Origin of the sequence: Mesorhizobium sp. ES1-6, from assembly GCF_020164775.1 — a bacterium.
In the GTDB taxonomy this organism is placed as follows: domain Bacteria; phylum Pseudomonadota; class Alphaproteobacteria; order Rhizobiales; family Rhizobiaceae; genus Mesorhizobium.
In genome coordinates this window covers 495,883-517,389 of record NZ_JAIUGU010000002.1, presented here as the reverse complement: position 1 = coordinate 517,389, position 21,507 = coordinate 495,883, and the positions used below count along the sequence as shown (strand labels likewise).

The 21,507-nt window shown below is 63.5% G+C and carries 21 protein-coding genes and 1 pseudogene; 13 read left to right on the top strand and 9 right to left on the bottom strand.

Annotation, left to right across the window (positions count from 1 at the left end; genetic code table 11):
- The first annotated feature begins 37 nt into the window (after positions 1–37).
- The 10 genes from LB564_RS07150 to LB564_RS07105 all read left to right on the top strand — a co-directional run bounded on the left by LB564_RS07150 (position 38) and on the right by LB564_RS07105 (position 10,526).
- A complete protein-coding gene (locus tag LB564_RS07150; RefSeq protein ID WP_013891268.1) occupies positions 38–688 on the top strand; it encodes an RNA-binding protein in 651 nt (216 codons plus the stop codon).
- The gene (infB, locus tag LB564_RS07145) at positions 685–3,261 is read left to right on the top strand and encodes a translation initiation factor IF-2 (protein WP_224536164.1); all 2,577 of its coding nucleotides are present in this window, start codon (positions 685–687) and stop codon (positions 3,259–3,261) included. Before LB564_RS07150 ends, infB begins: the two co-directional genes overlap by 4 nt.
- Positions 3,262–3,387: 126 nt before the next feature.
- Positions 3,388–3,798: a 30S ribosome-binding factor RbfA gene (gene rbfA / locus LB564_RS07140; protein ID WP_208697483.1), complete on the top strand. Its 411-nt coding sequence runs from the start codon at positions 3,388–3,390 to the stop codon at positions 3,796–3,798.
- Positions 3,798–4,787, top strand: a complete 990-nt coding sequence (gene truB, locus LB564_RS07135; RefSeq protein ID WP_140706247.1) for a tRNA pseudouridine(55) synthase TruB — start codon at positions 3,798–3,800, stop codon at positions 4,785–4,787. The genes rbfA and truB overlap by 1 nt, the downstream gene beginning before the upstream one ends.
- 52 nt (positions 4,788–4,839) lie before the next feature.
- On the top strand, positions 4,840–5,133 hold the full coding sequence (locus tag LB564_RS07130; protein ID WP_411910162.1) for a hypothetical protein: 294 nt from the start codon (positions 4,840–4,842) through the stop codon (positions 5,131–5,133).
- Positions 5,130–5,423, top strand: coding sequence for a type II toxin-antitoxin system RelE/ParE family toxin (locus LB564_RS07125; RefSeq protein ID WP_224536162.1), 294 nt, complete (start codon positions 5,130–5,132; stop codon positions 5,421–5,423). The genes LB564_RS07130 and LB564_RS07125 overlap by 4 nt, the downstream gene beginning before the upstream one ends.
- Positions 5,424–5,475: 52 nt before the next feature.
- Positions 5,476–6,570, top strand: a complete 1,095-nt coding sequence (corA, locus tag LB564_RS07120; RefSeq protein WP_224536160.1) for a magnesium/cobalt transporter CorA — start codon at positions 5,476–5,478, stop codon at positions 6,568–6,570.
- Between the two features lie 108 nt (positions 6,571–6,678).
- On the top strand, positions 6,679–7,020 hold the full coding sequence (gene rpsO, locus LB564_RS07115) for a 30S ribosomal protein S15 (protein WP_281405365.1): 342 nt from the start codon (positions 6,679–6,681) through the stop codon (positions 7,018–7,020).
- A 279-nt stretch (positions 7,021–7,299) separates the two neighbouring features.
- Entirely contained in the window at positions 7,300–9,447 is a 2,148-nt protein-coding gene (pnp, locus tag LB564_RS07110; protein WP_224536158.1) for a polyribonucleotide nucleotidyltransferase, read from the top strand.
- A 68-nt stretch (positions 9,448–9,515) separates the two neighbouring features.
- Complete coding sequence (locus LB564_RS07105; protein ID WP_224536155.1) at positions 9,516–10,526, top strand: class I SAM-dependent methyltransferase; 1,011 nt, start codon at positions 9,516–9,518, stop codon at positions 10,524–10,526.
- 17 nt (positions 10,527–10,543) lie between these two features.
- Here LB564_RS07105 and LB564_RS07100 read toward each other — a convergent pair whose 3' ends face one another.
- The 4 genes from LB564_RS07100 to fabA all read right to left on the bottom strand — a co-directional run bounded on the left by LB564_RS07100 (position 10,544) and on the right by fabA (position 14,846).
- Positions 10,544–12,088 (bottom strand): putative bifunctional diguanylate cyclase/phosphodiesterase, encoded by a 1,545-nt coding sequence (locus LB564_RS07100; protein WP_224536153.1) that lies wholly within the window; start codon positions 12,086–12,088, stop codon positions 10,544–10,546.
- A gap of 127 nt (positions 12,089–12,215) precedes the next feature.
- A complete protein-coding gene (gene fabI / locus LB564_RS07095) occupies positions 12,216–13,028 on the bottom strand; it encodes an enoyl-ACP reductase FabI (protein ID WP_224536151.1) in 813 nt (270 codons plus the stop codon).
- A gap of 29 nt (positions 13,029–13,057) precedes the next feature.
- Positions 13,058–14,278, bottom strand: a complete 1,221-nt coding sequence (fabB, locus tag LB564_RS07090) for a beta-ketoacyl-ACP synthase I (protein WP_224536149.1) — start codon at positions 14,276–14,278, stop codon at positions 13,058–13,060.
- A gap of 49 nt (positions 14,279–14,327) precedes the next feature.
- On the bottom strand, positions 14,328–14,846 hold the full coding sequence (gene fabA, locus LB564_RS07085) for a 3-hydroxyacyl-[acyl-carrier-protein] dehydratase FabA (RefSeq protein WP_224536147.1): 519 nt from the start codon (positions 14,844–14,846) through the stop codon (positions 14,328–14,330).
- 241 nt (positions 14,847–15,087) lie between these two features.
- Between fabA and irrA the strand changes: the two genes are divergently transcribed.
- Positions 15,088–15,519, top strand: a complete 432-nt coding sequence (gene irrA, locus LB564_RS07080; RefSeq protein ID WP_181175772.1) for an iron response transcriptional regulator IrrA — start codon at positions 15,088–15,090, stop codon at positions 15,517–15,519.
- 64 nt (positions 15,520–15,583) lie between these two features.
- Complete coding sequence (locus LB564_RS07075; RefSeq protein WP_224536145.1) at positions 15,584–15,964, top strand: DUF4260 domain-containing protein; 381 nt, start codon at positions 15,584–15,586, stop codon at positions 15,962–15,964.
- Here the strand turns inward: LB564_RS07075 and LB564_RS07070 are convergent.
- Positions 15,954–16,514, bottom strand: a complete 561-nt coding sequence (locus tag LB564_RS07070) for an SH3 domain-containing protein (RefSeq protein WP_224536143.1) — start codon at positions 16,512–16,514, stop codon at positions 15,954–15,956. The two genes, LB564_RS07075 and LB564_RS07070, sit on opposite strands and share 11 nt — an antisense overlap.
- A 148-nt stretch (positions 16,515–16,662) precedes the next feature.
- Here LB564_RS07070 and LB564_RS07065 point away from each other — a divergent pair, with 148 nt between their 5' ends.
- Entirely contained in the window at positions 16,663–17,664 is a 1,002-nt protein-coding gene (locus tag LB564_RS07065) for a 2-hydroxyacid dehydrogenase (protein ID WP_140706222.1), read from the top strand.
- Between the two features lie 44 nt (positions 17,665–17,708).
- On the opposite strand, the pseudogene LB564_RS07060 reads toward LB564_RS07065, so the two are convergent.
- From LB564_RS07060 to dnaN, 4 genes and pseudogenes are all read right to left on the bottom strand, one after another.
- A pseudogene (locus LB564_RS07060) lies at positions 17,709–18,193 on the bottom strand (GNAT family N-acetyltransferase).
- A 2-nt stretch (positions 18,194–18,195) separates the two neighbouring features.
- On the bottom strand, positions 18,196–18,948 hold the full coding sequence (locus tag LB564_RS07055) for a molybdopterin-synthase adenylyltransferase MoeB (protein WP_224536141.1): 753 nt from the start codon (positions 18,946–18,948) through the stop codon (positions 18,196–18,198).
- 31 nt (positions 18,949–18,979) lie between these two features.
- The gene (gene recF / locus LB564_RS07050) at positions 18,980–20,119 is read right to left on the bottom strand and encodes a DNA replication/repair protein RecF (protein ID WP_224536140.1); all 1,140 of its coding nucleotides are present in this window, start codon (positions 20,117–20,119) and stop codon (positions 18,980–18,982) included.
- Positions 20,120–20,191: 72 nt separating this feature from the next.
- A complete protein-coding gene (dnaN, locus tag LB564_RS07045) occupies positions 20,192–21,310 on the bottom strand; it encodes a DNA polymerase III subunit beta (protein WP_224536138.1) in 1,119 nt (372 codons plus the stop codon).
- Positions 21,311–21,507 lie beyond the last annotated feature (197 nt).

Below are 21,507 nucleotides of genomic sequence, written 5' to 3'. Positions count from 1 at the left end.
GTGAACCCGCATCGCACACAACCCGCCCTTGGACGAGATGAACGATCGCACCTGCATCGTCACCCGCAAACAGGCCGAACCGGATGAATTGATCCGGTTCGTCGTCGGTCCGGATTCGGCCGTCGTTCCCGATCTCAAGAGAAATCTGCCCGGCCGCGGTTGCTGGGTGAGTGCTGACCGCCTACATATTGAGAAGGCGGCGGCCAAGAACCTTTTTGCCCGCGCCTTCAAGGCACAGGTGGTTGTGCCGCCCGATCTTGGCGGCATGGTCGACGGGCTGCTTTCCAGGTCCGCTCTGGGTATGCTGGGTCTTGCCCGCAAGGCAGGCGCGATTTCCCTTGGCGCTACCAAGGTCGAGAGCGCGGTGCGCGGCGGACTGGCGCTTTTCGTGCTCCACGCGACCGAGGCGTCCGATGACGGCGTGCGCAAGATCAGCCAGGCGCGGCGGGCGACGGTCCATATCGGCGGCCCTTCCATACTTGCCTACAAACTTTTCTCCGAGGCCGAGTTGAGCTTGGCATTGGGGGGTACAAATGTGATACATGCTGCCGTCCTCGCGGGAGACGCGGGTAAGGCGGTCCAGAAGCGCATGGTTGCGCTCGACCGATATCGGGGCGGTACCCCGGACGATCTTGCAATGCTTGCGGCCGTTGCTGACGAAGATGATGCCGCAGAGGATATGGAATGAGCGATACGAAATCGGGCGACGACAAGACGTTGAGTGTTACACCGAAGAAGACCTTGACGCTGAAGCGCCCCGGCATGGAACAGGGCACTGTGCGCCAGAACTTCTCGCACGGCCGTACCAAGTCGGTCGTGGTCGAGACCAAGAAGCGCAAGTTCTCCCTGCCCGGCGACAAGCCGGAGCCGGTTGCCGCTCCGCCCGCGCCCGTCTTGACGCCGAAGCCGGCGGTCGTGGCGGCACCTGTCGTGCAGGAAGCGCCCAAGGCGCCGCCCCCGCCGCCGCCTCCGGTCGAGCGCAGCGGCATGGTGCTGAACGAATTGTCGCGCAGCGAAATGGAAGCGCGCCGAAGGGCGCTCGAAGGCTCGAAGGTCCGCGAGGTCGAAGACCGTCAGCGCGCCGCCGAAGACGCCAAGCGCCGCGCCGAGGACGAAGAGCGCCGCAAGCGCGAACGCGAGGACTCCGCGCGCCGCCAGGCCGAGGAAGAGGCACGGCTGCAGACCGAGGCGGAATCGCGTCGTCGCGCCGAGGAAGAGGCACGCCGCCGCGCCCCGCAAGCCGCTGAGTTGGCGACCGCCGACGAGGAGGAAGAGGTCAAGCCGAAGCGGGCGACCGCCGGTGCGCCGGTGCGCCGCCTGGTCACGCCCGAAGTGGCGCGCCCGGCCAAGCCCACCAAGAGCGAGGAAGACCGCCGCCGTGGCAAGCTGACACTGAATTCCGCATTGTCCGACGAGGATGCGCGGGCCCGTTCGCTGTCGTCGATGCGTCGCCGCCAGGAAAAATTCAAGCGCGCGATGCATAACGAGCCGCGCGAGAAGGTCATGCGCGAAGTGATCCTGCCCGAGACCATCACCATCCAGGAACTGGCGCAGCGCATGTCCGAGCGTGCTGTCGACCTGGTCAAGTACTTCATGAAGCAGGGCCAGATCCTGAAGCCGGGCGACGTCATCGATGCCGACACGGCCGAACTGGTCGCTACCGAATTCGGCCACACGGTCCGCCGCGTCGCCGAATCCGACATCGAGGAAGGCCTGTTCAACATCGCCGACCGTCCGGAAGACCTCGTGTCGCGTCCGCCGGTCGTCACCATCATGGGCCACGTCGACCACGGCAAGACGTCGCTGCTCGATGCGATCCGCAACGCCAATGTCGTTTCCGGCGAGGCCGGTGGCATCACCCAGCATATCGGCGCCTATCAGGTCGAGAAGAACGGTCAGAAGATCACCTTCATCGACACGCCCGGTCACGCCGCCTTCACGGCCATGCGCGCCCGTGGCGCCCAGGCGACCGATATCGCCATTCTGGTGGTCGCGGCCGACGACAGCGTCATGCCGCAGACGATCGAATCCATCAGCCATGCCAAGGCGGCCGGCGTTCCGATCATCGTGGCGATCAACAAGATCGACAAGCATGACGCCGATCCGCAGAAAGTGCGCTCGGAACTCTTGCGCCACGAGGTCTTCGTCGAATCGATGGGCGGTGAAGTGCTGGACGTCGAAGTGTCGGCGACCAAGGGCACCAATCTCGACAAATTGCTCGAAGCGATCCTGCTGCAGGCCGAAATCCTCGACCTCAAGGCCAACCCCGACCGCACCGCCGAGGGCGTTGTCATCGAAGCGCAGCTCGACAAGGGCCGTGGTCCCGTCGCCACCGTGCTGGTGCAGACCGGCACCTTGATGCCGGGCGACATCCTCGTCGCCGGCAACGAATGGGGCCGTGTGCGCGCGCTGGTCAACGATCGCGGCGAGCAGATCAAGGAAGCGCCGCCGGCAATGCCGGTCGAGGTGCTCGGCTTGCAGGGAACACCGCAGGCCGGCGACCGCTTCGCCGTGGTCAACAACGAGGCCCGCGCCCGCGAGATCACCGAATATCGCCAGCGTCTGGCGCGTGAGAAGGCGGTGGCCAGGCATGCCGGCCAGCGCGGCTCGCTCGAACAGATGATGTCGCAGTTGCAGACGAGCGGACTGAAGGAATTCCCGCTGGTCATCAAGGGCGACGTCCAGGGTTCGATCGAGGCGATCAACGCCGCGCTCGACAAGCTCGGCACCGACGAAGTGCGCGCGCGCATCGTCCATTCCGGCGCGGGCGCCATCACCGAAAGCGACGTGTCGCTGGCGGAAACGTCGGGTGCGGCGATCATCGGCTTCAACGTGCGCGCCAATGTGCAGGCGCGTGCCGCGGCCGCGGCCGCCGGCATCGAGATCCGCTACTATTCGATCATCTACAACCTCGTGGATGATGTGAAAGCGGCTCTGTCGGGCCTGCTCTCGCCGGAACGCCGCGAGACCTTCATCGGCAATGCCGAGATACTCGAGATCTTCGACATCACCAAGGTCGGCAAGATCGCCGGCTGCCGTGTCACCGAAGGCAAGGTCGAGCGTGGCGCGGGCGTGCGCCTGATCCGCGACAACGTCGTCATCCACGAAGGCACGCTGAAGACCCTGAAGCGCTTCAAGGACGAAGTTTCGGAAGTCCCGGGCGGCCAGGAATGCGGCATGGCCTTCCAGAACTACGAAGACATGCGCGTCGGTGACGTCATCGAGTGCTTCCGCGTCGAGATGGTGACCCGCACACTCTGAGTTCGAGTGACTTGTCGATATCGGGCGGTGGTCGAAGGACCGCCGCCTCGGCGCTATTGAGAATGACCGTTTGAGACATGCGGCACGGTCCCATCCCGCGCCCCACGCTTTCAGGATTGAAAAAAAATGCCCCGTTCCACGACTTCAAGCCCATCCCAGCGCATGTTGCGCGTCGGCGAACAGGTGCGCCACGCGCTCTCTGAAACCTTGCAGCGCGGCGAGATCATCGACCCGCTGATTGAAAATTCGGTCGTTTCGGTCTCGGAAGTGCGCATGTCGCCCGATCTCAAGATCGCCACGGCCTTTGTTTCTCCGCTCGGCGCCAAGGATGCCGACGCGGTGATCGAGGCACTGAACAAGCATGCCAAGTTCGTGCGCGGTCGCGTCTCCGGCGCGCTCAGGCAGATGAAGTACATGCCGGAATTCCGCTTCCGGCTGGATACCTCCTTCGACAATTTCGCCAGGATCAACGACCTGCTGAAGTCGCCCGAAGTGGCGCGCGACCTGGATAGCGACGGCAACAAGGAAGAAGAATAATGGCGCGTCGCGGCAAGAAGAAGGGTCGGCCGATCTCCGGTTGGGTGGTGCTCGACAAGCCGGTCGGCATGGGTTCGACCGAAGCCGTCTCCAAGATCAAATGGCTGTTCCAGGCCGAAAAGGCGGGCCATGCCGGTACGCTCGACCCGCTTGCCTCCGGCATGCTGCCGATCGCGCTCGGCGAAGCCACCAAGACTGTGCCCTACGTGCAGGACGGCGCCAAGATCTACCGTTTCACGGTTGCCTGGGGACAGGAGCGTTCGACCGATGACCTCGAAGGCCCGGTGACGAAAGAGGCCGATCAGCGCCCATCGGAAGCCGATGTCCAGGCGCTGCTGGCGAAATACACCGGCGTCATCATGCAGACGCCGCCGCAATTCTCGGCCATCAAGATTGCGGGCGAGCGCGCCTACGATCTCGCCCGCGAAGGCGAGACGGTCGACATACCCGCGCGCGAGATCGAGATCGGCCGGCTCGATATTGTCGAGCACGGACCGGACCGGACGATTTTCGAGGTCGAATGCGGCAAGGGCACCTATGTGCGTTCGCTGGCCCGCGACATGGGCCGCGACCTTGGCTGCTTCGGCCATATCAGCGAACTGCGCCGGGTCGAGGTCGAGCCGTTCACGCCGGAGGACTTCGTCACCATCGCCGAACTCGAGGCCGCCCGCTTTGGCGCCACGGTCGATGAGGATGATGCGGAAGCGGCCGACGAAGCCGAGCCGGCTGACGCGGTCGCCAAGCCGATAGACTTCGACGCCATCGACGCGCTTCTTGTCGATACCTCGGCTGCTCTCGACTGCCTGCCGCAGATCGCCATCAGCGACGATGCAGCGACCAAGATCCGCCTCGGTAATCCGGTCATCATTCGTGGCCGCGACGCACCGGTGGAGGCCGAAGAGGCCTGCGCGACGTCACGCGGCAAGCTGGTCGCCATCGGCGCCATCGAGCAAGGCATGTTCAAGCCCAAGCGGGTCTTTGCCGGGTAATCGGTCCGGCCACCATCGCGGCACAGGAACAGAGTTTGCAGAACGGCGGATAGTGAAGGGCGGTTCGCGAAAGCTCGTTCTGCTTTTCTTGCGTGTACATTATGTGCATAATCCGATCATGACAGACCTCCTGGAAAAAGCCGTAGCCGTGGCCCGGGACCTTTCCCCGGCCATGCAAGATGAGATAGCTCGCGCCATGCTCATGCTTGCTGCCGAGGAGGCGGAGCCGGTGCTTCTGACGCCTGATGAACGTGCGGCTATTGCGATATCGCGATCGGCTGCCGCACGCGGCGAATTTGCGACTGATGATGAAGTGCGTGCTATGTGGGCCAAGTACGATCTGTGAAGGTTCGCTTCACCAGTCCGGCCCTCGCCGATCTGAACAACCTCGTTGACTACATCAATATTCACTCGCCGCGGGGCGCCCATCGTGTCCGGCAACGCATCAAGCTTTTGTTGGAGCGGATCGAGGGTCAACCGTTCCTTGGCAAACGAACGGACGATCCGGCCATCCGCCGTCTCGCAACCATCCCTTACCCCTATCTGATTTTCTACGAAGTGGCCGACGAAGAAATCATCGTTCATGCCGTACGTCACGGTGCCCGAGATCCATCGTCCATGCCAGGTCAATCATAGGCATTCGACTATACATGTTTACGGCAACAACCAGGTTTCGACGAGTGGTGGCATGGCAAAGGCCGAAACGGTGAAAAAAAGCGCGCCGGTGAAGACCAGGCGGCCGCCTGTCGGCGCCTCGCCCGGCACGCTGATCGCCGATCCGGCGGCGCGGCGCTCCGAATTGCGGCTGACCTTGATCTCGCCGCAGAAATTCAAGACGATCGAGAATGCCAGCATCGACGATGTCGAGGCCAATTGCCGGAAATGGCCCGTCATCTGGCTCGACTGCACCGGCCTCGCCAACATCCAACTGATCGAGGAAATCGGCCGCATCTTCAGCCTGCATCCGCTGGCGCTGGAGGACGTCGTCAACACCGGCCAGCGGCCGAAGGTCGACTTTTTCGAGGATCATGCCTTTGTCGTCATGCGCATGATCGACGATGTCGCGTCGCATCGCTACGAGCAGATCGCTCTCTTCCTCGGCGAGAACTTCGTCGTCACCTTCCAGGAGCGCGAGGGCGATCCGTTCGATCCCGTGCGCAAGCGCATCGAGAGCTCGGCGCCCAACCGCTTGCGCACACGCGGCGCCGACTATCTCGCCTATGCGCTGATCGACGCCATCGTCGACAGCTATTTTCCGCCGATCGAGGCTGCCGGCGACCTGGTCGACAGCATCGAGGACCAGATGCTGCATTCCACACACAAGCACCAGATGCGGCAGCTGCACGAACTGCGGCGCGACGCCAATGTCCTGAAAGGCGTGCTGTGGCCGATGCGCGATGCACTTGCAACGCTGATCCGCAACGACGTGGCCTATGTCACGGCCGAGACCAAGGTCTTTCTCAACGACACGCTCGACCACTCGCTCCGGCTGATCGAGCTGGTCGAGACCCAGCGCGACATGCTGACCGGCCTGATCGAAATGCACCTGTCGCTGAGCCAGGCCCGTACCAACGACGTCATCTCCTATCTCACCATCGTCTCGGTCATCTTCATGCCGCTCACCTTCCTGGTCGGCATCTGGGGTATGAACTTCGACCCCGCGAGTTCGCCGTGGAACATGCCGGAGCTGAAGGCCTACTACGGCTACCCCTTGTCGCTGCTGTTCATGGCTGCGATCGCTGTCGGACTGATCGCATTCTTCAAATGGAAGAAATGGCTTTGACCGGGATAAACTCGCCATTTGAGCGTCAAAAGCCGGCTTGTGAATTGGGCTGGTGTTTTTCGCGGAATTGCACTATATGCGCCGCAGCATAGCGCCTTGACGCTTTGCATGCACGGCCCCTGCTGGACGACATCCCGGCTGTGGGCGACCCGTTTCCTCAAACAGATAAGGAAAAACACGATGTCGATTACTGCCGAGCGCAAACAGGAATTGATGACCGAATTCGCAACCGCCAAGGGCGATACCGGGTCTCCGGAAGTCCAGGTGGCCATCCTTTCCGAGCGCATCAAGAACCTGACCGACCATTTCAAGGACCACAAGAAGGATAACCATTCCCGCCGTGGTCTGCTCGCTCTCGTGTCCCAGCGCCGCAGCCTGCTTGATTATCTCAAGCGCAAGGACGACTCGCGCTATCAGACTCTGATCGAGAAGCTCGGTCTGCGCCGTTGACGAATTGACCGGCGGGCTTTCTTCGGAAAGTCCGCCGGTCGCGCATTCTGCCAGTCGCATAGGCTGGCTAGACCCGGTTTCGAGCGCGCAAAGGGCCACTCGAAACCGCCCATGGACGGTCATGGGGCAGGATTGCAGGACGCTCGCACGCGCTTGTCGCGCCCAAATCACCCGAGCTTCCCGTTGTCTTGCCCGTGGCTGCCCGAGAAAGGAAGCCAGGCAAAGGGCATCCGCGCACCGTGAAACGGCGCGGCCCTTGCCGCTTATTAAGGACAAGACATGTTCAATCACCACAAAGTGGAAATCGAATGGGGCGGCCGTCCGCTCATCCTGGAAACCGGCAAGATCGCGCGTCAGGCTGACGGCGCCGTGCTCGCGACCTACGGCGAGACCAAGGTCCTCGCCACCGTCGTTTCGATGAAGGAGCCGAAGCCCGGCCTCGACTTCTTTCCGCTGACCGTCAACTACCAGGAAAAGACCTATGCCGCCGGCAAGATCCCCGGCGGCTATTTCAAGCGCGAAGGCCGTCCGAGCGAAAAGGAAACGCTGGTTTCGCGCCTCATCGACCGCCCGATCCGCCCGCTCTTCGCCGCCGGCTACAAGAACGACACGCAGATCGTCGTCACCGTCGTCCAGCACGACCTGGAAAATGATCCCGACATCCTGTCGATCGTCGCCACCTCGGCGGCCCTGACGCTCTCCGGCGTTCCCTTCATGGGCCCGGTCGGCGGCGCGCGCGTCGGCTACATCAACGGCGAATACGTGCTGAACCCGCATGTCGACGAGATGCAGGAATCCAAGCTCGACCTCGTTGTCGCGGGCACCGCCGACGCCGTGCTGATGGTCGAGTCGGAAGCCAAGGAACTTGGCGAAGAGCTGATGCTCGGCGCCGTCATGTTCGGCCACAAGGGTTTCCAGCCGGTCATCGACGCCATCATCAAGCTGGCCGAAGTTGCAGCCAAGGAGCCGCGCGACTTCACCGCGCCGGATTATTCCGCGCTTGAGGCCGAGATGCTCAAGATCGTCGGCGACGAACTGAGCAATGCCTACAAGAACGTCGACAAGCAGAAGCGTTACGCCGCGGTCGACGCCGTCAAGGCGAAGGTCAAGGCAGCGTTTGCTCCGGCTGAAGGCGAGGATGCAAAGTACACCTCCGAGCAGATCGGCTCCGTGTTCAAGGAGCTCCAGGCCAAGGTCGTGCGCTGGAACATCCTCGACACCGGCTCGCGCATCGATGGCCGCGACCTGAAGACGGTTCGCAAGATCGTCTCCGAAGTCGGCGTCCTGCCGCGCACCCACGGTTCGGCGCTGTTCACCCGCGGCGAGACCCAGGCGCTGGTCGTTGCCACGCTCGGCACCGGCGAGGACGAGCAGTATGTCGATTCCCTGACCGGCATGTACAAGGAGAAGTTCCTCCTTCACTACAACTTCCCTCCCTACTCCGTCGGTGAGACCGGCCGCATGGGTTCGCCGGGCCGCCGCGAAATCGGCCATGGTAAGCTCGCCTGGCGCGCCATCCGTCCGATGCTGCCCTCCGCTGACCAGTTCCCCTACACGCTGCGCGTCGTCTCGGAGATCACCGAGTCCAACGGCTCGTCTTCGATGGCCACCGTCTGCGGTACCTCGCTGGCGCTGATGGATGCCGGCGTGCCGCTGGCCAAGCCGGTTGCCGGCATCGCCATGGGCCTGATCAAGGAAGGCGAGCGCTTCGCCGTGCTCTCCGACATCCTTGGCGACGAGGATCACCTCGGCGACATGGACTTCAAGGTTGCCGGCACCGAAGGCGGCATCACCTCGCTGCAGATGGACATCAAGATCGATGGCATCACTGAGGAGATCATGAAGATCGCCCTTGGCCAGGCCAAGGACGGTCGCCTGCATATCCTCGGCGAAATGTCCCATGCCCTGACCGGCGCACGCCCCGAACTCGGTGAGTTCGCACCGCGCATCGAGGTCATGCACATCCCGACCGACAAGATCCGCGACGTGATTGGTTCGGGCGGCAAGGTCATCCGCGAGATCGTCGAGAAGACCGGCGCCAAGATCAACATCGAGGACGACGGCACGGTCAAGATCGCTTCATCGAACGCCAAGGAGATCGAGGCGGCCAAGAAGTGGATCCACACCATCGTCGCCGAGCCGGAAGTCGGCGAGATCTACGAAGGCACGGTCGTCAAGACCGCCGACTTCGGCGCCTTCGTCAACTTCTTCGGTCCGCGTGACGGTCTCGTCCACATCTCGCAGCTTGCCAACGACCGGGTCGCCAAGACCTCGGACGTCGTCAAGGAAGGCGACAAGGTCTGGGTCAAGCTGATGGGCTTCGACGAGCGCGGCAAGGTCCGCCTGTCGATGAAGGTCGTCGACCAGGCCACCGGCAAGGAACTCGCCCGCGACAGGAAGGCCGAAGGCGAAGAAAACGCCGCCTGATCGGTCTGACGGAATAATGAGGCGGGCGCGGCTTAGGTCGCGCCCGTTTTTGTTTATGGAGCACGGCTATGTCCGCTGAAGCGCTGAAGACGCTTTTTCACCCGTTCGAGGCCGAGGCTCTTTCCTTGCCGAGAAGGGGCGAGCGCGTTCTCTTTCTCGGCGCCGAACCCGGCCTGCGCTTGCCGCCGGCTTTCGAGGCTACGCTCAATCTCGTCCAGGGCTTCCGACCGTATTTCCGTGCGTTGCAGGCGGCGGGCTTCATGGTCACGCCGCAATCGGCTGGTGACGGTTTTGACGCCGCGTTGGTGCTCGCCGGCCGCCATCGCGGCCAGAACGAACTGCGCATCGCCGAGGCTATGGAGCGCGTGGCAGAGGGCGGATTGATCGTCATTGCCGGTGGCAAGGAGGATGGCATCGCCAGCCTGCGCAAGCGTGTCGGCGATCTTGCACAGCTTGATGGCCACCTGCCGAAATATCACGGCATTGCCTTCTGGCTGCGCCGCCCGGCTGATATGCAGGCCGCCGCCGCGCTTCGGGCCGCCAATCCCGCCTTGCTGGTCGGGGACCGGTTCCACACCGCACCCGGCATGTTCTCCTTCGATCGCGTCGATGCGGGTTCGAAACTGCTGGTCGACAACCTGCCCGGTGATCTGCGTGGCAGCGCAGCCGATTTCTGCGCCGGCTGGGGCTATGTGGCGGCCCAGATGGCCGCCCGTTCCCCGGGCCTGACGGGCCTCGATCTCTACGAGGCCGATTTCGACGCGCTGGAGGCGGCCAGGGGCAATCTCTGCGACACCGTGGCGCAAGGCTTCTTCTGGACCGACCTGCTCGCCGAACCTATCGAGCGCCGTTACGACGTCATCGCCATGAACCCGCCCTTCCATCGCAGCCGTGCGGCCGAGCCGGAGATCGGCGCCGGCATGATCCGCGCGGCGGCCAAGGCGTTGAAGCCCGGTGGCAGGCTGTTCATGGTTGCCAACCGGCAACTTCCTTACGAGCCGGTGCTGTCGGCCGCTTTTGCCAGTCATGCGGAGCTAGCCCGCGACGGCATGTTCAAGGTGTTTGTCGCGCGCCGGTAGTCCCGGTGCTCGGGTGATCAATGCAGATTGGCGACGCGCCTCATGTCGTCGGCGGCATGCTCGGCGCCAACGCTGATCTTGAGCGGCGCCGGTCGGCCGAACAGATAGCCCTGCACCACCTCGCAGCCGGCGGCCCGCAGCAGCGTCGCCTGGCTTTCGGTCTCGACGCCTTCGGCGATGATGCTGACGCCGAGCGCCCGCGAAAGCCCGACAATGGTCGACACGACCGCGCCGGAGCTGGCGTCGGTATCGATGCGGCTGACGAAGGAACGGTCGATCTTCAGCTTGCCGAACGAGAAGTCGATCAGATAGCTGAGGTTGGAATAGCCGGTGCCGAAATCGTCGACGGCGACCGAGATGCCCATCTCGGCAAGCTCTTTCAGGATGGCGGCCGCGCGGTCGCGGTCCTGCATCATCGCTGTCTCGGTGACTTCCAGTTCCAGCCGTGACGGCTTGATGCCGGTGGTCCGCATCGTGTCGCGCACAAGGCCGACGAAGTCCTTGGTCATGAACTGGACCGGCGAGATGTTGACGGCGACGAAACAGTCGTCCGGCAGATGGCGGGCATCGCTGCAGGCCTTGCGCAGCACCCATTCGCCGATCGGGTTGATCATGCCGGTTTCCTCGGCGATCTGGATGAACTCCATCGGCGGGATCATGCCGCGTTCGGGATGCTTCCAGCGAATCAACGCCTCGTAGCCGACGATGCGGCCGGTCGGAAGGTCGAGCTGCGGCTGATAGTGCAGATCGAAATCACCGCGCTCGAAGGCGGCGTGCAGCTCGGATTCGACCCATTGGCGATGGTCGGCCACCCGTCCCATCTCGCTGTCGAACACCGACCAGTTGCCAACCCCGCTGGCACGCGCATTCTGCAGCGCCAGGTTGGAGCGCCGCAGGATGAGGACCGGATCGACACCGTCCTTGGGCATCGCCACGATGCCGACCGACAGGCTCACCGATTGCTGGTGGCTGCTGAGTTCATACGGCTCCATCATCTCCTCGATGAGCCTCTCGACCATGCTTTCCAGGGTTCCCTGGACCAGATGGTCCGGGAGCAGTACCGCGAACTCGCCGGCCCCGATGCGGCCGATCAGGGCGCGCGACGGCACGCAGCCGTGCAGCCGCTTGGTGAAGGCGCGGATCAGTTCATCGCCCTGGGTGTAGCCGATCGCGTCGTTGATCTGCTTGAACCGGTCGATGTCGATGTCGATCAGGAACACCGGTTCCCCGGTCCGGCTTGTCGCGCATGCCGCCTCGGCGATCTTGCCGACCATGGCCGGGCGCGCCAGCAGTCCGGTCAGCTTGTCGAAATGGGTTTCGTTGAAGACGAAATCCGCCGATTCATCGATGCCGGCGAAGAAGGACATTGCCGCCACCGATGCCGCCAGCGCGCAAAGCGCGGCCATGATCGCGACCATCATATCAGTCGATACGCCGGCAAACCCGTCGCCGAGACCGTGCTTCAGGCCCCAGATGCCGAGGACGAAACTGCCAATGCCCGAACTTGCTATCGTGAGCAGTCGGAACACCGGCGTTCGCTTCGGGTTGCTGACGGCAGGCATGAAAAGGTCCCCAGATTGGCAACTCTATAGCGGAAATCTTCTTAAAATGAGTTTCCGCGAATGAATCCAATTTTACTGGAGAGGATTATTTTCTTTACTGGGAAAGGATCACTTGACGGACCGCTCTTCAGTCGCGCCCGCCATCCGTCTGCTTCAACTCGTCGAGCGTCGGCATCGAGACGATGTGATAGCCGGAATCGACATAGTGGATTTCGCCGGTGACACCGGAGGCGAGGTCGGACAGGAGATAGAGCGCGGAGCCGCCGACCTCGTCGATCGTCACCGTACGGCGCAGCGGCGAGTTGCGCTGCTGGTAGGAGAACATATGGCGGGCGTCCGAAATGCCGGCGCCGGCCAATGTGCGTACCGGCCCCGCCGAGATGCCGTTGACGCGGATGCTGCGCGGGCCGTAGTCGTTGGCGAGGTAGCGCACGCTGGCCTCAAGACCGGCCTTGGCGACGCCCATGACATTGTAGTTCGGCATGACGCGGACCGAGCCGGCATAAGTCAGCGTGATCATCGAGCCGCCGCCAGTCATCAGCGGCGCGGCATTGCGCGCCACCTCGGTGAAGGAATAGCAGGAGATCACCATGGTGCGGACGAAATTGTCCCGGCTGGTGTCGGCGTAGAGGCCCTTCAACTCGTTCTTGTCGGAAAAGCCGATGGCATGGACGACGAAATCCAGTCCCCCCCATTTCTTGCCAAGCGTCTCGAACGTGGCGGCGACCGAAGCGCTGTCCTCGACGTCACAGGGGACGACTAGTGAAGCGCCGAGCTTGTCGGCGAGCGGCTTCACCCGGCGGCCGAAAGCCTCGCCCTGATAGGTGAAGGCTAGCTCCGCCCCATGTTCGGACAATTTCCGCGCGATGCCCCAGGCGATCGAATGATCGTTGGCGACACCCATGACAAGTCCGCGCTTGCCCTTCATCAATCCGTCCATGGCCGGCGATCCTTATATAAAACTTGGCCTTATGCGGAATAGCGCTGGAAAACGAGCGTTGCGTTGGTGCCGCCGAAACCGAAGGAATTCGACAGAACCGTGTCGATCCTGGCGTTGTCGATGCGCTTGCGCACGATCGGCATGCCCTCGAATTCAGGGTCGAGCGTCTCGATATGGGCGCTTTCGCCGATGAAGCCGCCTTGCATCATCAGGATGGAATAGATGGATTCCTGCACGCCCGCCGCGCCCAGCGAATGGCCGGTCAGCGACTTCGTCGACGTGATGAACGGCATCTTCTCGCCGAACACTTCACGGATCGCGCCCATCTCCTTGGAATCTCCGACCGGCGTCGAGGTGCCGTGGGTATTGATGTAGTCGACCGGCGTGGAAACCGTTGCCAGCGCCTGGCGCATGCAGCGGACCGCGCCTTCGCCCGAGGGCGCCACCATGTCGTAGCCATCGGAGGTCGCGCCATAGCCGACGATCTCGGCATAGATCTTGGCGCCGCGCGCCTTGGCATGCTCCAGCTCTTCCAGCACAAGCACGCCGGCGCCGCCGGCAATGACGAAGCCGTCGCGATTGGCGTCATAGGCGCGCGAAGCCGTCGACGCCTTGTCGTTGAATTTCGACGACATGGCGCCCATGGCGTCGAACAGGTCCGACATCGTCCAGTCGAGATCCTCGTGGCCGCCGGCAAACACCATGTCCTGCTTGCCCCACTGGATCAGCTCGTAACCATTGCCGATGCAATGCGCCGAGGTCGAGCAGGCCGACGAAATCGAATAGTTGACGCCATGGATCTTGAACCATGTCGCCAAGGTTGCCGAGGCCGTCGACGACATCGCTTTCGGCACCGCGAAGGGACCGATGCGCTTGGGGCTGCCGTTCTTGAGCGTGGTTTCGGCCGCCTCGACGATGGTGCGGGTGGAGGGGCCGCCCGAACCCATGACGATGCCGGTGCGCTCGTTGGTGATATCGCTCTCGCCGAGGCCCGCATCCGCGATCGCCTGGTCCATGGCGACGTGGTTCCACGCCGCGCCCTGGCTCAGGAAGCGCATCGCGCGGCGGTCGATCATGGCGGTAGGGTCGAGCGTCGGCGCGCCCCAGACCTGGCAGCGGAAGCCATGCTCGGCGAAGGAATCGGAAAAGCTGATGCCGGATCTGGCGTCATGCAGCGAGGTCTGCACCTCGTTGGCATTGTTGCCGATCGACGACACGATGCCGAGGCCTGTGACTACGACACGTCTCATTCGCAACTCCTTCCAGGGATGCTGGCCAGTGGGCGGGCCAGGGCTGCGGTCAAGCGACCGCCGACTGCTTTGACAGACCGACCTTCAGGTCCGTCGCCGCGTATATGGGCTCGCCATCCGCCTTCATCCAGCCATCGGCGATGCCGAGCACCAGCCGGCCGCGCATCACACGCTTGAAATCCACGCCATACTCGACCTTCTTGACCGATGGCGTGACCATGCCCTTGAACTTGACCTCTCCGGTCGACAGCGCCATTCCCTTGCCGGGTTCGCCTAGCCAGCCGAGATAGAAGCCGGTCAATTGCCACAGGGCGTCCAGGCCGAGGCACCCAGGCATGATCGGATTGCCGATGAAATGGCAGGCAAAGAACCACAGGTCGGGCTTGATATCGAATTCCGCGCGAATGAAACCCTTGTCGAAGGCGCCGCCGGTCTCGCTGACCTCGGTGATACGGTCGAACATCAGCATCGGCGGGTAGGGCAACTGGGCATTGCCCGCTCCGAACAACTCGCCGCGGGCGCAGGCCAGCAATTCTTCGTAGTCGTAGCTGGATTTCGAACCCGCCATCAATTTCTCCCCATATCGTCCGGGCGGTAGCGCGCCCTTGTCGTTGGTGTCCTAACACAATCTGTTTCAGGCCGGAAACCGGCGTTTGCGCTTAACCCGCCAGTCTGCCCGGGTCAATGCGCGCTATTGATCGCATTCGGGCGACAGAATATATGTCAACGGGGTTCCGGTTTCGGCAGACATTCATTTTTTTGCCACTCTGGGCGTGTCTTGAAGCGGGACTGTGAGCTTGGAAGACCAGATGGACCGGGGCTGCCGGAAGGAAAATGTCGCTGTGGACAAGCGGGTACGTGAAGCCGGCCTGAGGCCGACGCGTCAGCGCATTGCGCTGGCCGACCTGCTTTTCGCCAAGGGCGACCGCCATTTGTCGGCCGAGGAACTGCACGAGGAGGCGCTGGCCGCCGGCGTCCCGGTGTCGCTGGCCACCGTATACAACGCGCTTCACCAGTTTACCCAGGCCGGGCTGCTGCGCATCCTCGCCGTCGAGGGGGCCAAGACTTATTTCGACACCAACACCTCCGACCACCACCATTTCTACATCGAAGGCGAAAACCGGATCTTCGACATCGCCAACGGACCGGTCACGGTCACCAACCTGCCGGATCCGCCCGAAGGCATGGAAATCGCCAATGTCGATATCGTGGTGAGGCTGCGTCCCAAGCGTCCGGAATGACCGGCGGGGCCGGTACGATCGGCGAGACCGTGGTCACCGGCCAAGCCAGGGTAATCGGCTTGCGATGAAATCCCTCAGCCTGATAGTCCGGTTCGAATGGGCCATCGTGGCGGTTGCCGCAATCGTCTTCTATGGCGCGACGGGCGTTTCCTGGTGGCTCTTCGCGGTGCTCATCCTGGCGCCGGACCTGTCGATGCTGGGTTATCTCGGTGGACCTCGCATCGGCGCCTTTGCCTACAACGCCTTGCACATTCTGGTCGCACCGCTGCTGCTGTTGCTTGCCGGGCATCTCGCCGGCAGTGCGGCCTGCAGCGCCGTCGCGCTGACCTGGATCGCCCATATCGCGATCGACCGTGCACTGGGCTACGGCTTGAAACTGTCAACAGGTTTTCAGGACACTCATCTTGGCCGGATCGGCCCCAAGCGCGAGACGCTCAGTCCTTGACCCGCTCGCCGGGATAAGCGCCCCAGACGACAGACTGGGCGAGCCAGCCAGTGTGGCCGTCGAGCGTCATTTCACACCATTGGCCGTCGCAGGACTTGATCGTTCCCATCACGCCGGGCTCGACGATCGCCACCACCCTGGCATCCTTGTCGGCGCTCTTCAGAAGATTGATCTGGCCCCCCTTGCCGCGCTGCCAGGGCGCGATGATCGCGGTGCGCCGGCCCGAAAGCAGCGACTGGTTGATCCATCCTTCCGAACCGTCGGCATCGCGCACGCGCCGCCACGTATCGAACTCCTGGATGACTTCCATCGGCAGGCCGGCCTTCATATACATCCAGTCGACGGAATAGTTGGCGCCGGGGCCGACACGCGAGTTGACGCGGCCGGATTTCAGGCTGACGAATCGCGGCAGCGGCAGGCCGCTCGGTCCGAGCGTGATCGCGCTCTGGGCAGGGGCCGCCGCGCTCTGCGCGCCGGCAAGCGGAGAATAGAGGAGAGCGCCGAGAAATGCTGCGCTGAGGGCCAGGCGAAGCGACGCGAAACCAGACACTTTCGTTCCTTTCGGCGCCGGCCCGATGGCTGCGGCACCCCTTTTTCTTTGTCTTCGGCGGCACCGCTTGTTACATGGATAAATCGGCTACCGCGACCGGCTTCCAGTTTCGCCGGTCTTGGTTAAAGAGGTCTCAACGAGGGAAACAATGGCAGGCAAAAAGAAGCCTCTCGTGGTCATCACGCGAAAGCTGCCCGACCCGGTCGAGACCCGCATGCGCGAACTGTTCGACGCAAGGCTGAATGTCGAGGACCGGCCGATGACGCAGCCCGAACTGGTCGCCGCGGTCAAGGAAGCCGACGTGCTGGTGCCCACCGTTACCGACCAGATCGATGCCGCATTGATCGCCCAGGCCGGCGACAACCTCAAGCTGATCGCCAATTTCGGCAACGGCGTCGACAAGATCGACGTGGCGGCGGCGGCCAAGCGAGGCATCACCGTCACCAACACGCCCAACGTGCTCACCGAAGATACCGCCGACATGACCATGGCGCTGATGCTGGCTGTGCCGCGCCGGCTGGCGGAAGGCGCCAACGTGCTGACGGGCGACAAGAAATGGGCCGGCTGGTCGCCGACCTGGATGCTTGGCCGGCGCATCTGGGGCAAACGGCTCGGCATTGTCGGCATGGGCCGCATCGGCACCGCTGTTGCCAGGCGGGCCAAGGCCTTTGGCCTGTCGATCCACTACCACAACCGGCACCGCGTGCTGCCGGCGGTCGAGGATGGGCTGGAGGCGACCTATTGGGAGAGTCTCGACCAGATGCTGGCCCGCATGGACATCATCTCGGTCAATTGTCCGTCGACACCCGCCACCTTCCATCTTCTGTCGGCGCGGCGGCTGGCGCTGCTGCAGCCCACCGCCTATATCGTCAACACCGCCCGCGGCGACATCATCGACGAGGAAGCGCTGGTCAAGCTGATCCAGGACGGCAAGATCGCCGGTGCCGGCCTCGACGTTTACGAGCATGAGCCGGCCCTGAACGCCAAGCTCTTGAAGCTCGCCGCCAGGAACAAGGTCGTGCTTCTGCCGCATATGGGTTCGGCCACGCTCGAGGGCCGTATCGACATGGGCGAGAAGGTCATCATCAACATCCGCGCCTTCGTCGACGGCCATCGCCCGCCGGACCGCGTGCTGCCGCTCAGAACCTGACAACCGTCCAGGCGCAGGCTCGCCGTTCAAGTGTAACGCGAAGCTTACGAGATCGTTTTGCGCATGGTGATGGACGTCGGCCTGTCATAGCCCTCATGCGCCGTCCGTTCTGTCTCATGAAAGCCGAGCCGGGCAAAGGCGGCATGATTGGCGGTGAGCTCGATCCTTGTCTCGAGCTCGATGGCGGCCTTGCCGCGGTCGCGGGCCAGATCTTCGACCGCCTGCATCAGCCGCCGGCCAATCCCTTGCCCTTGGCGGTGCGGGGCGACGGCGAGCTTGCCGACATAAAAACCGCCAGCCTTTTCGCGAGCAAAAACGCAACCGACGATCCTGTCGCCGTCGAGTGCCAGAAAGCCGGTCTCCCGCAGGGCCCTGGCGCGCAGTGCATCGGCTGTGAGCAGGTGAGCCGAGGATGGCGGGTCGATGACGCCGTCCATGAAGGCGAAGGCCTGCAGGATCGGGCAAGCACGTCGTCCCAGCTGCCGAAATCGGCGGGGATCCGCGTGATCGAAACTTCGGATTGTTCCAAGATCAGCGTCTCTTGTAGCGGATCGTCTCGAAGCGGGCGGCCAGCGCATCGTAAAGCAGCAGCCGGCCGACCAGCGGCTCGCCTATGCCGGTGATCAGCTTGATCGCCTCCATCGCCTGCAGCGTGCCGACGACCCCGGTCAGCGCGCCGAGCACGCCGGCCTCGGCGCAGGACGGCACCAGGCCCGGCGGCGGGGCTTCGGGAAACAGATCCCGATAGCTCGGATTTGGCTTGCCGTCGCCGCCGTTTTCGAAAGGTTTCAGCACGGTCACCGAGCCATCGAAACGTCCGACGGCCGCATGCACCAGCGGCTTTCCTTGGCTGGCGCATGCGTCGGCCACCACATAACGCGTCTCGAAATTGTCGGACCCGTCGACGACGATATCGTACTTGGCGACGAGGGCTGGGGCGTTCTCCACGGTCAGCCGGGATGTGTGCGTTTCGACTGATATGTTGGGATTGATGCGGGCGATCGCCGCCTTGGCGCTCTGGGTCTTCAGCATGCCGATCGTATCGGTGCCATGGATGACCTGACGCTGCAGGTTGGACAGCGAAACCGTGTCGTCGTCGATGACGCCGAGCGTACCGACGCCGGCGGCGGCGAGATATTCAAGTACCGGCGCCCCCAGCCCGCCGGCGCCGATCACCAGGACTCGGGCCTGCTTGAGCTTCTGCTGACCCGCGCCGCCGACCTCCGGCAGCACGATATGGCGGGCATAGCGTTCGATCTCGTCGGCGGTGAGCGCTGTGGTCATATCAGGACCATATAGCGGTCGAAAAACCTTGTCAGGGGTCTTCGGTTGGCCCAACCGTGCCGTGGTCGACCGTCAGGAATTGTGCGCGGCCTTCCAGGCTGGAAAACAGCGCCGCATCGGTCCCCGTCATGAAGGCCTGGCAGTTCAGGTCTTCGAGGATCGAGAACAATGCCGCGCGCCGGCCGGCATCGAGATGCGCCGCGATCTCGTCGAGCAGCAGGATCGGCGTCAGGCCGGACATTTCGCCGGTCAGCCGGGCATGCGACAGCACGATGCCGACCAGCAATGCCTTCTGTTCGCCGGTCGAGCAGAGTTCCGCCGGCATCCCCTTGGGCCGGTGCCGGACCAAGAGATCGGAGCGATGCGGACCTTCCAGGGTGCGTCCGGCGGCGCGGTCACGGTCACGCCCATCGGCAAGCGCCCGCCGGAACCGCTCCTCGACGTCGACCGCCGGCGCGGCGGCGATCTCTGCCTCGAGATCGCCTGAAAGACCGATATCAGCCTGCGGAAACGGCCCGCTGTCGGGCAGCCTGTCGATCATGGCGGTGAGCAGCCGCACCATCTCGGCGCGTGCCGCGGCGATCGCTACGCCGGTCTCGGCCATCTGTGTCTCGATCGCCTCGAACCAACCGGCATCACGGGAGCCTTCCGTCAGCAAACGGTTACGGCCGCGCATCGCCTTCTCATAGTCGAGCGCCCGCTGGCCATGTCCGGGATCGATCGCCAGCACCAGCCGGTCGAGAAAGCGACGGCGGTCCGCGGCGGGCCCGGTGAACAACGAATCCATCGCCGGCGTCAGCCACACGACCCGCAACCACTCCAGCATGTCCTCGGCCCGCGCGGCGGCGCCGTTTATCCGCACCCGCCTGCCGCCCTCCGCCGTGTCGCCGCCGGAAATGCCGGTGCCGATCTCGACCTCGCCGTCAGCCCCGTCGAGCCGGGCATGCAGGGCAAAACCGCCATCGCCACCCTCACGGGCAACATCCACGTAAGGCGCGCGGCGCAAGCCGCGCCCCGGCGTCAGAAATGAGATCGCTTCGAGCAGATTGGTCTTGCCGGCACCATTGTCGCCGGAAAACACCACGGCGCCCGGCGCGACATCAATCGCCAGGGTCGCGTAGTTGCGAAAATTGGTAAGTGTAAGCTTACTTATATGGGTTTGTGCCGGCAACCGCTATCCGCCTGTGGAAGTCACCGCAACCGCGACGTTCGCTGCCGGCCCTATTGGAGCCAACGCCGCCGGCTATACCCGCATCGGCATCAGCACGTAAAGTGCGGTTTCGTCGGCCATGTCGTGGATCAGCGTCGGCGAGCCGGCATCGGCCAGCATGAATTTGGCTTCCGTGCCGGTCAGTTGCGCGGCGACGTCGAGCAGATATTTGGCGTTGAAGCCGATCTCGATCGGATCCGCCGAATAATCCGCTGCCAGTTCCTCCGTGGCGCTGCCGGAATCCGGATTGTTGACCGCGAGCGTCACCTGGCCTTCGCTGATAGAGAGCTTCACCGCGCGGCCCCTTTCGGAGGAGATGGTCGAGACACGGTCGACCGCGGCGGCGAAGGTCTGGCGGTCGATGACCAGCTTCTTGTCGTTGCCGGTCGGAATGACCCGCTGATAGTCGGGGAAGGTGCCGTCGATGAGCTTCGAGGTCAGGACGACGCTGCCGATGGTGAAGCGGATCTTGGTGTCGGACAGTTCGGTGGTCACGGCGATATCGGGATCGTCGACCAGCTTCTGCAGTTCGCTCACCGTCTTGCGCGGAATGATGATGCCCGGCATGCCCTCCGAACCCGCCGGCGCGTCGATCTCGGCGCGTGCCAGGCGGTGGCCGTCGGTCGCCACCGAACGCAGCTTCAGCTTGCCGCCGACTTCATGCGTGTGCAGGTAGATGCCGTTGAGATAGTAGCGCGTCTCCTCGGTGGAGATGGCGAATTGCGTCTTCTCGATCAGCCCCTTCAGCGCCACCGAATCGAGGCGGAAGATGTGCGAGAAGGATCCGGCCGAAAGCTCGGGGAAGTCGGATTGCGGCAGGCACTGCAGGCGGAAGCTCGAACGACCCGACGTCACCGTCATGGCGTTGCCGTCCTCGTCCGTCTTCAGCATCACTTCGGCGCCGTCGGAGAGCTTGCGCACGATGTCGTAAAGCAGGTGCGCTGGAACCGTCGTCGCTCCGCCGCGCTCGACCTTGGCCGGCGTCGCTTCCGTCACCTCCAGGTCGAGGTCGGTGGCCTTCATTTCGAGGCTGGCGCCTTCGGCGCTGAGCAGTACGTTGGACAGGATCGGTATGGTGTTGCGCCGTTCGACCACGCGGTGGACATGGTTGAGCGACTTCAGGAGATTTGACCGTTCCAGGATAACACGCATGACGAAACAGGCTCGCTTGAATGAATGAACGGGTCTCCGGCTGCCGGCGCCCCGCGAAAGCTCTGAACAGGCTTCAGAATCTACGCAAACTGACAGGAAAAAACCAGTGAACGCAAGCCCGCGCCACCGGTTCGGGCCGGTTACGCGGGCTTTCTGGGGATAAAGCTGGCCAACCCCGCAAGCGGGCGGTTTCTGGC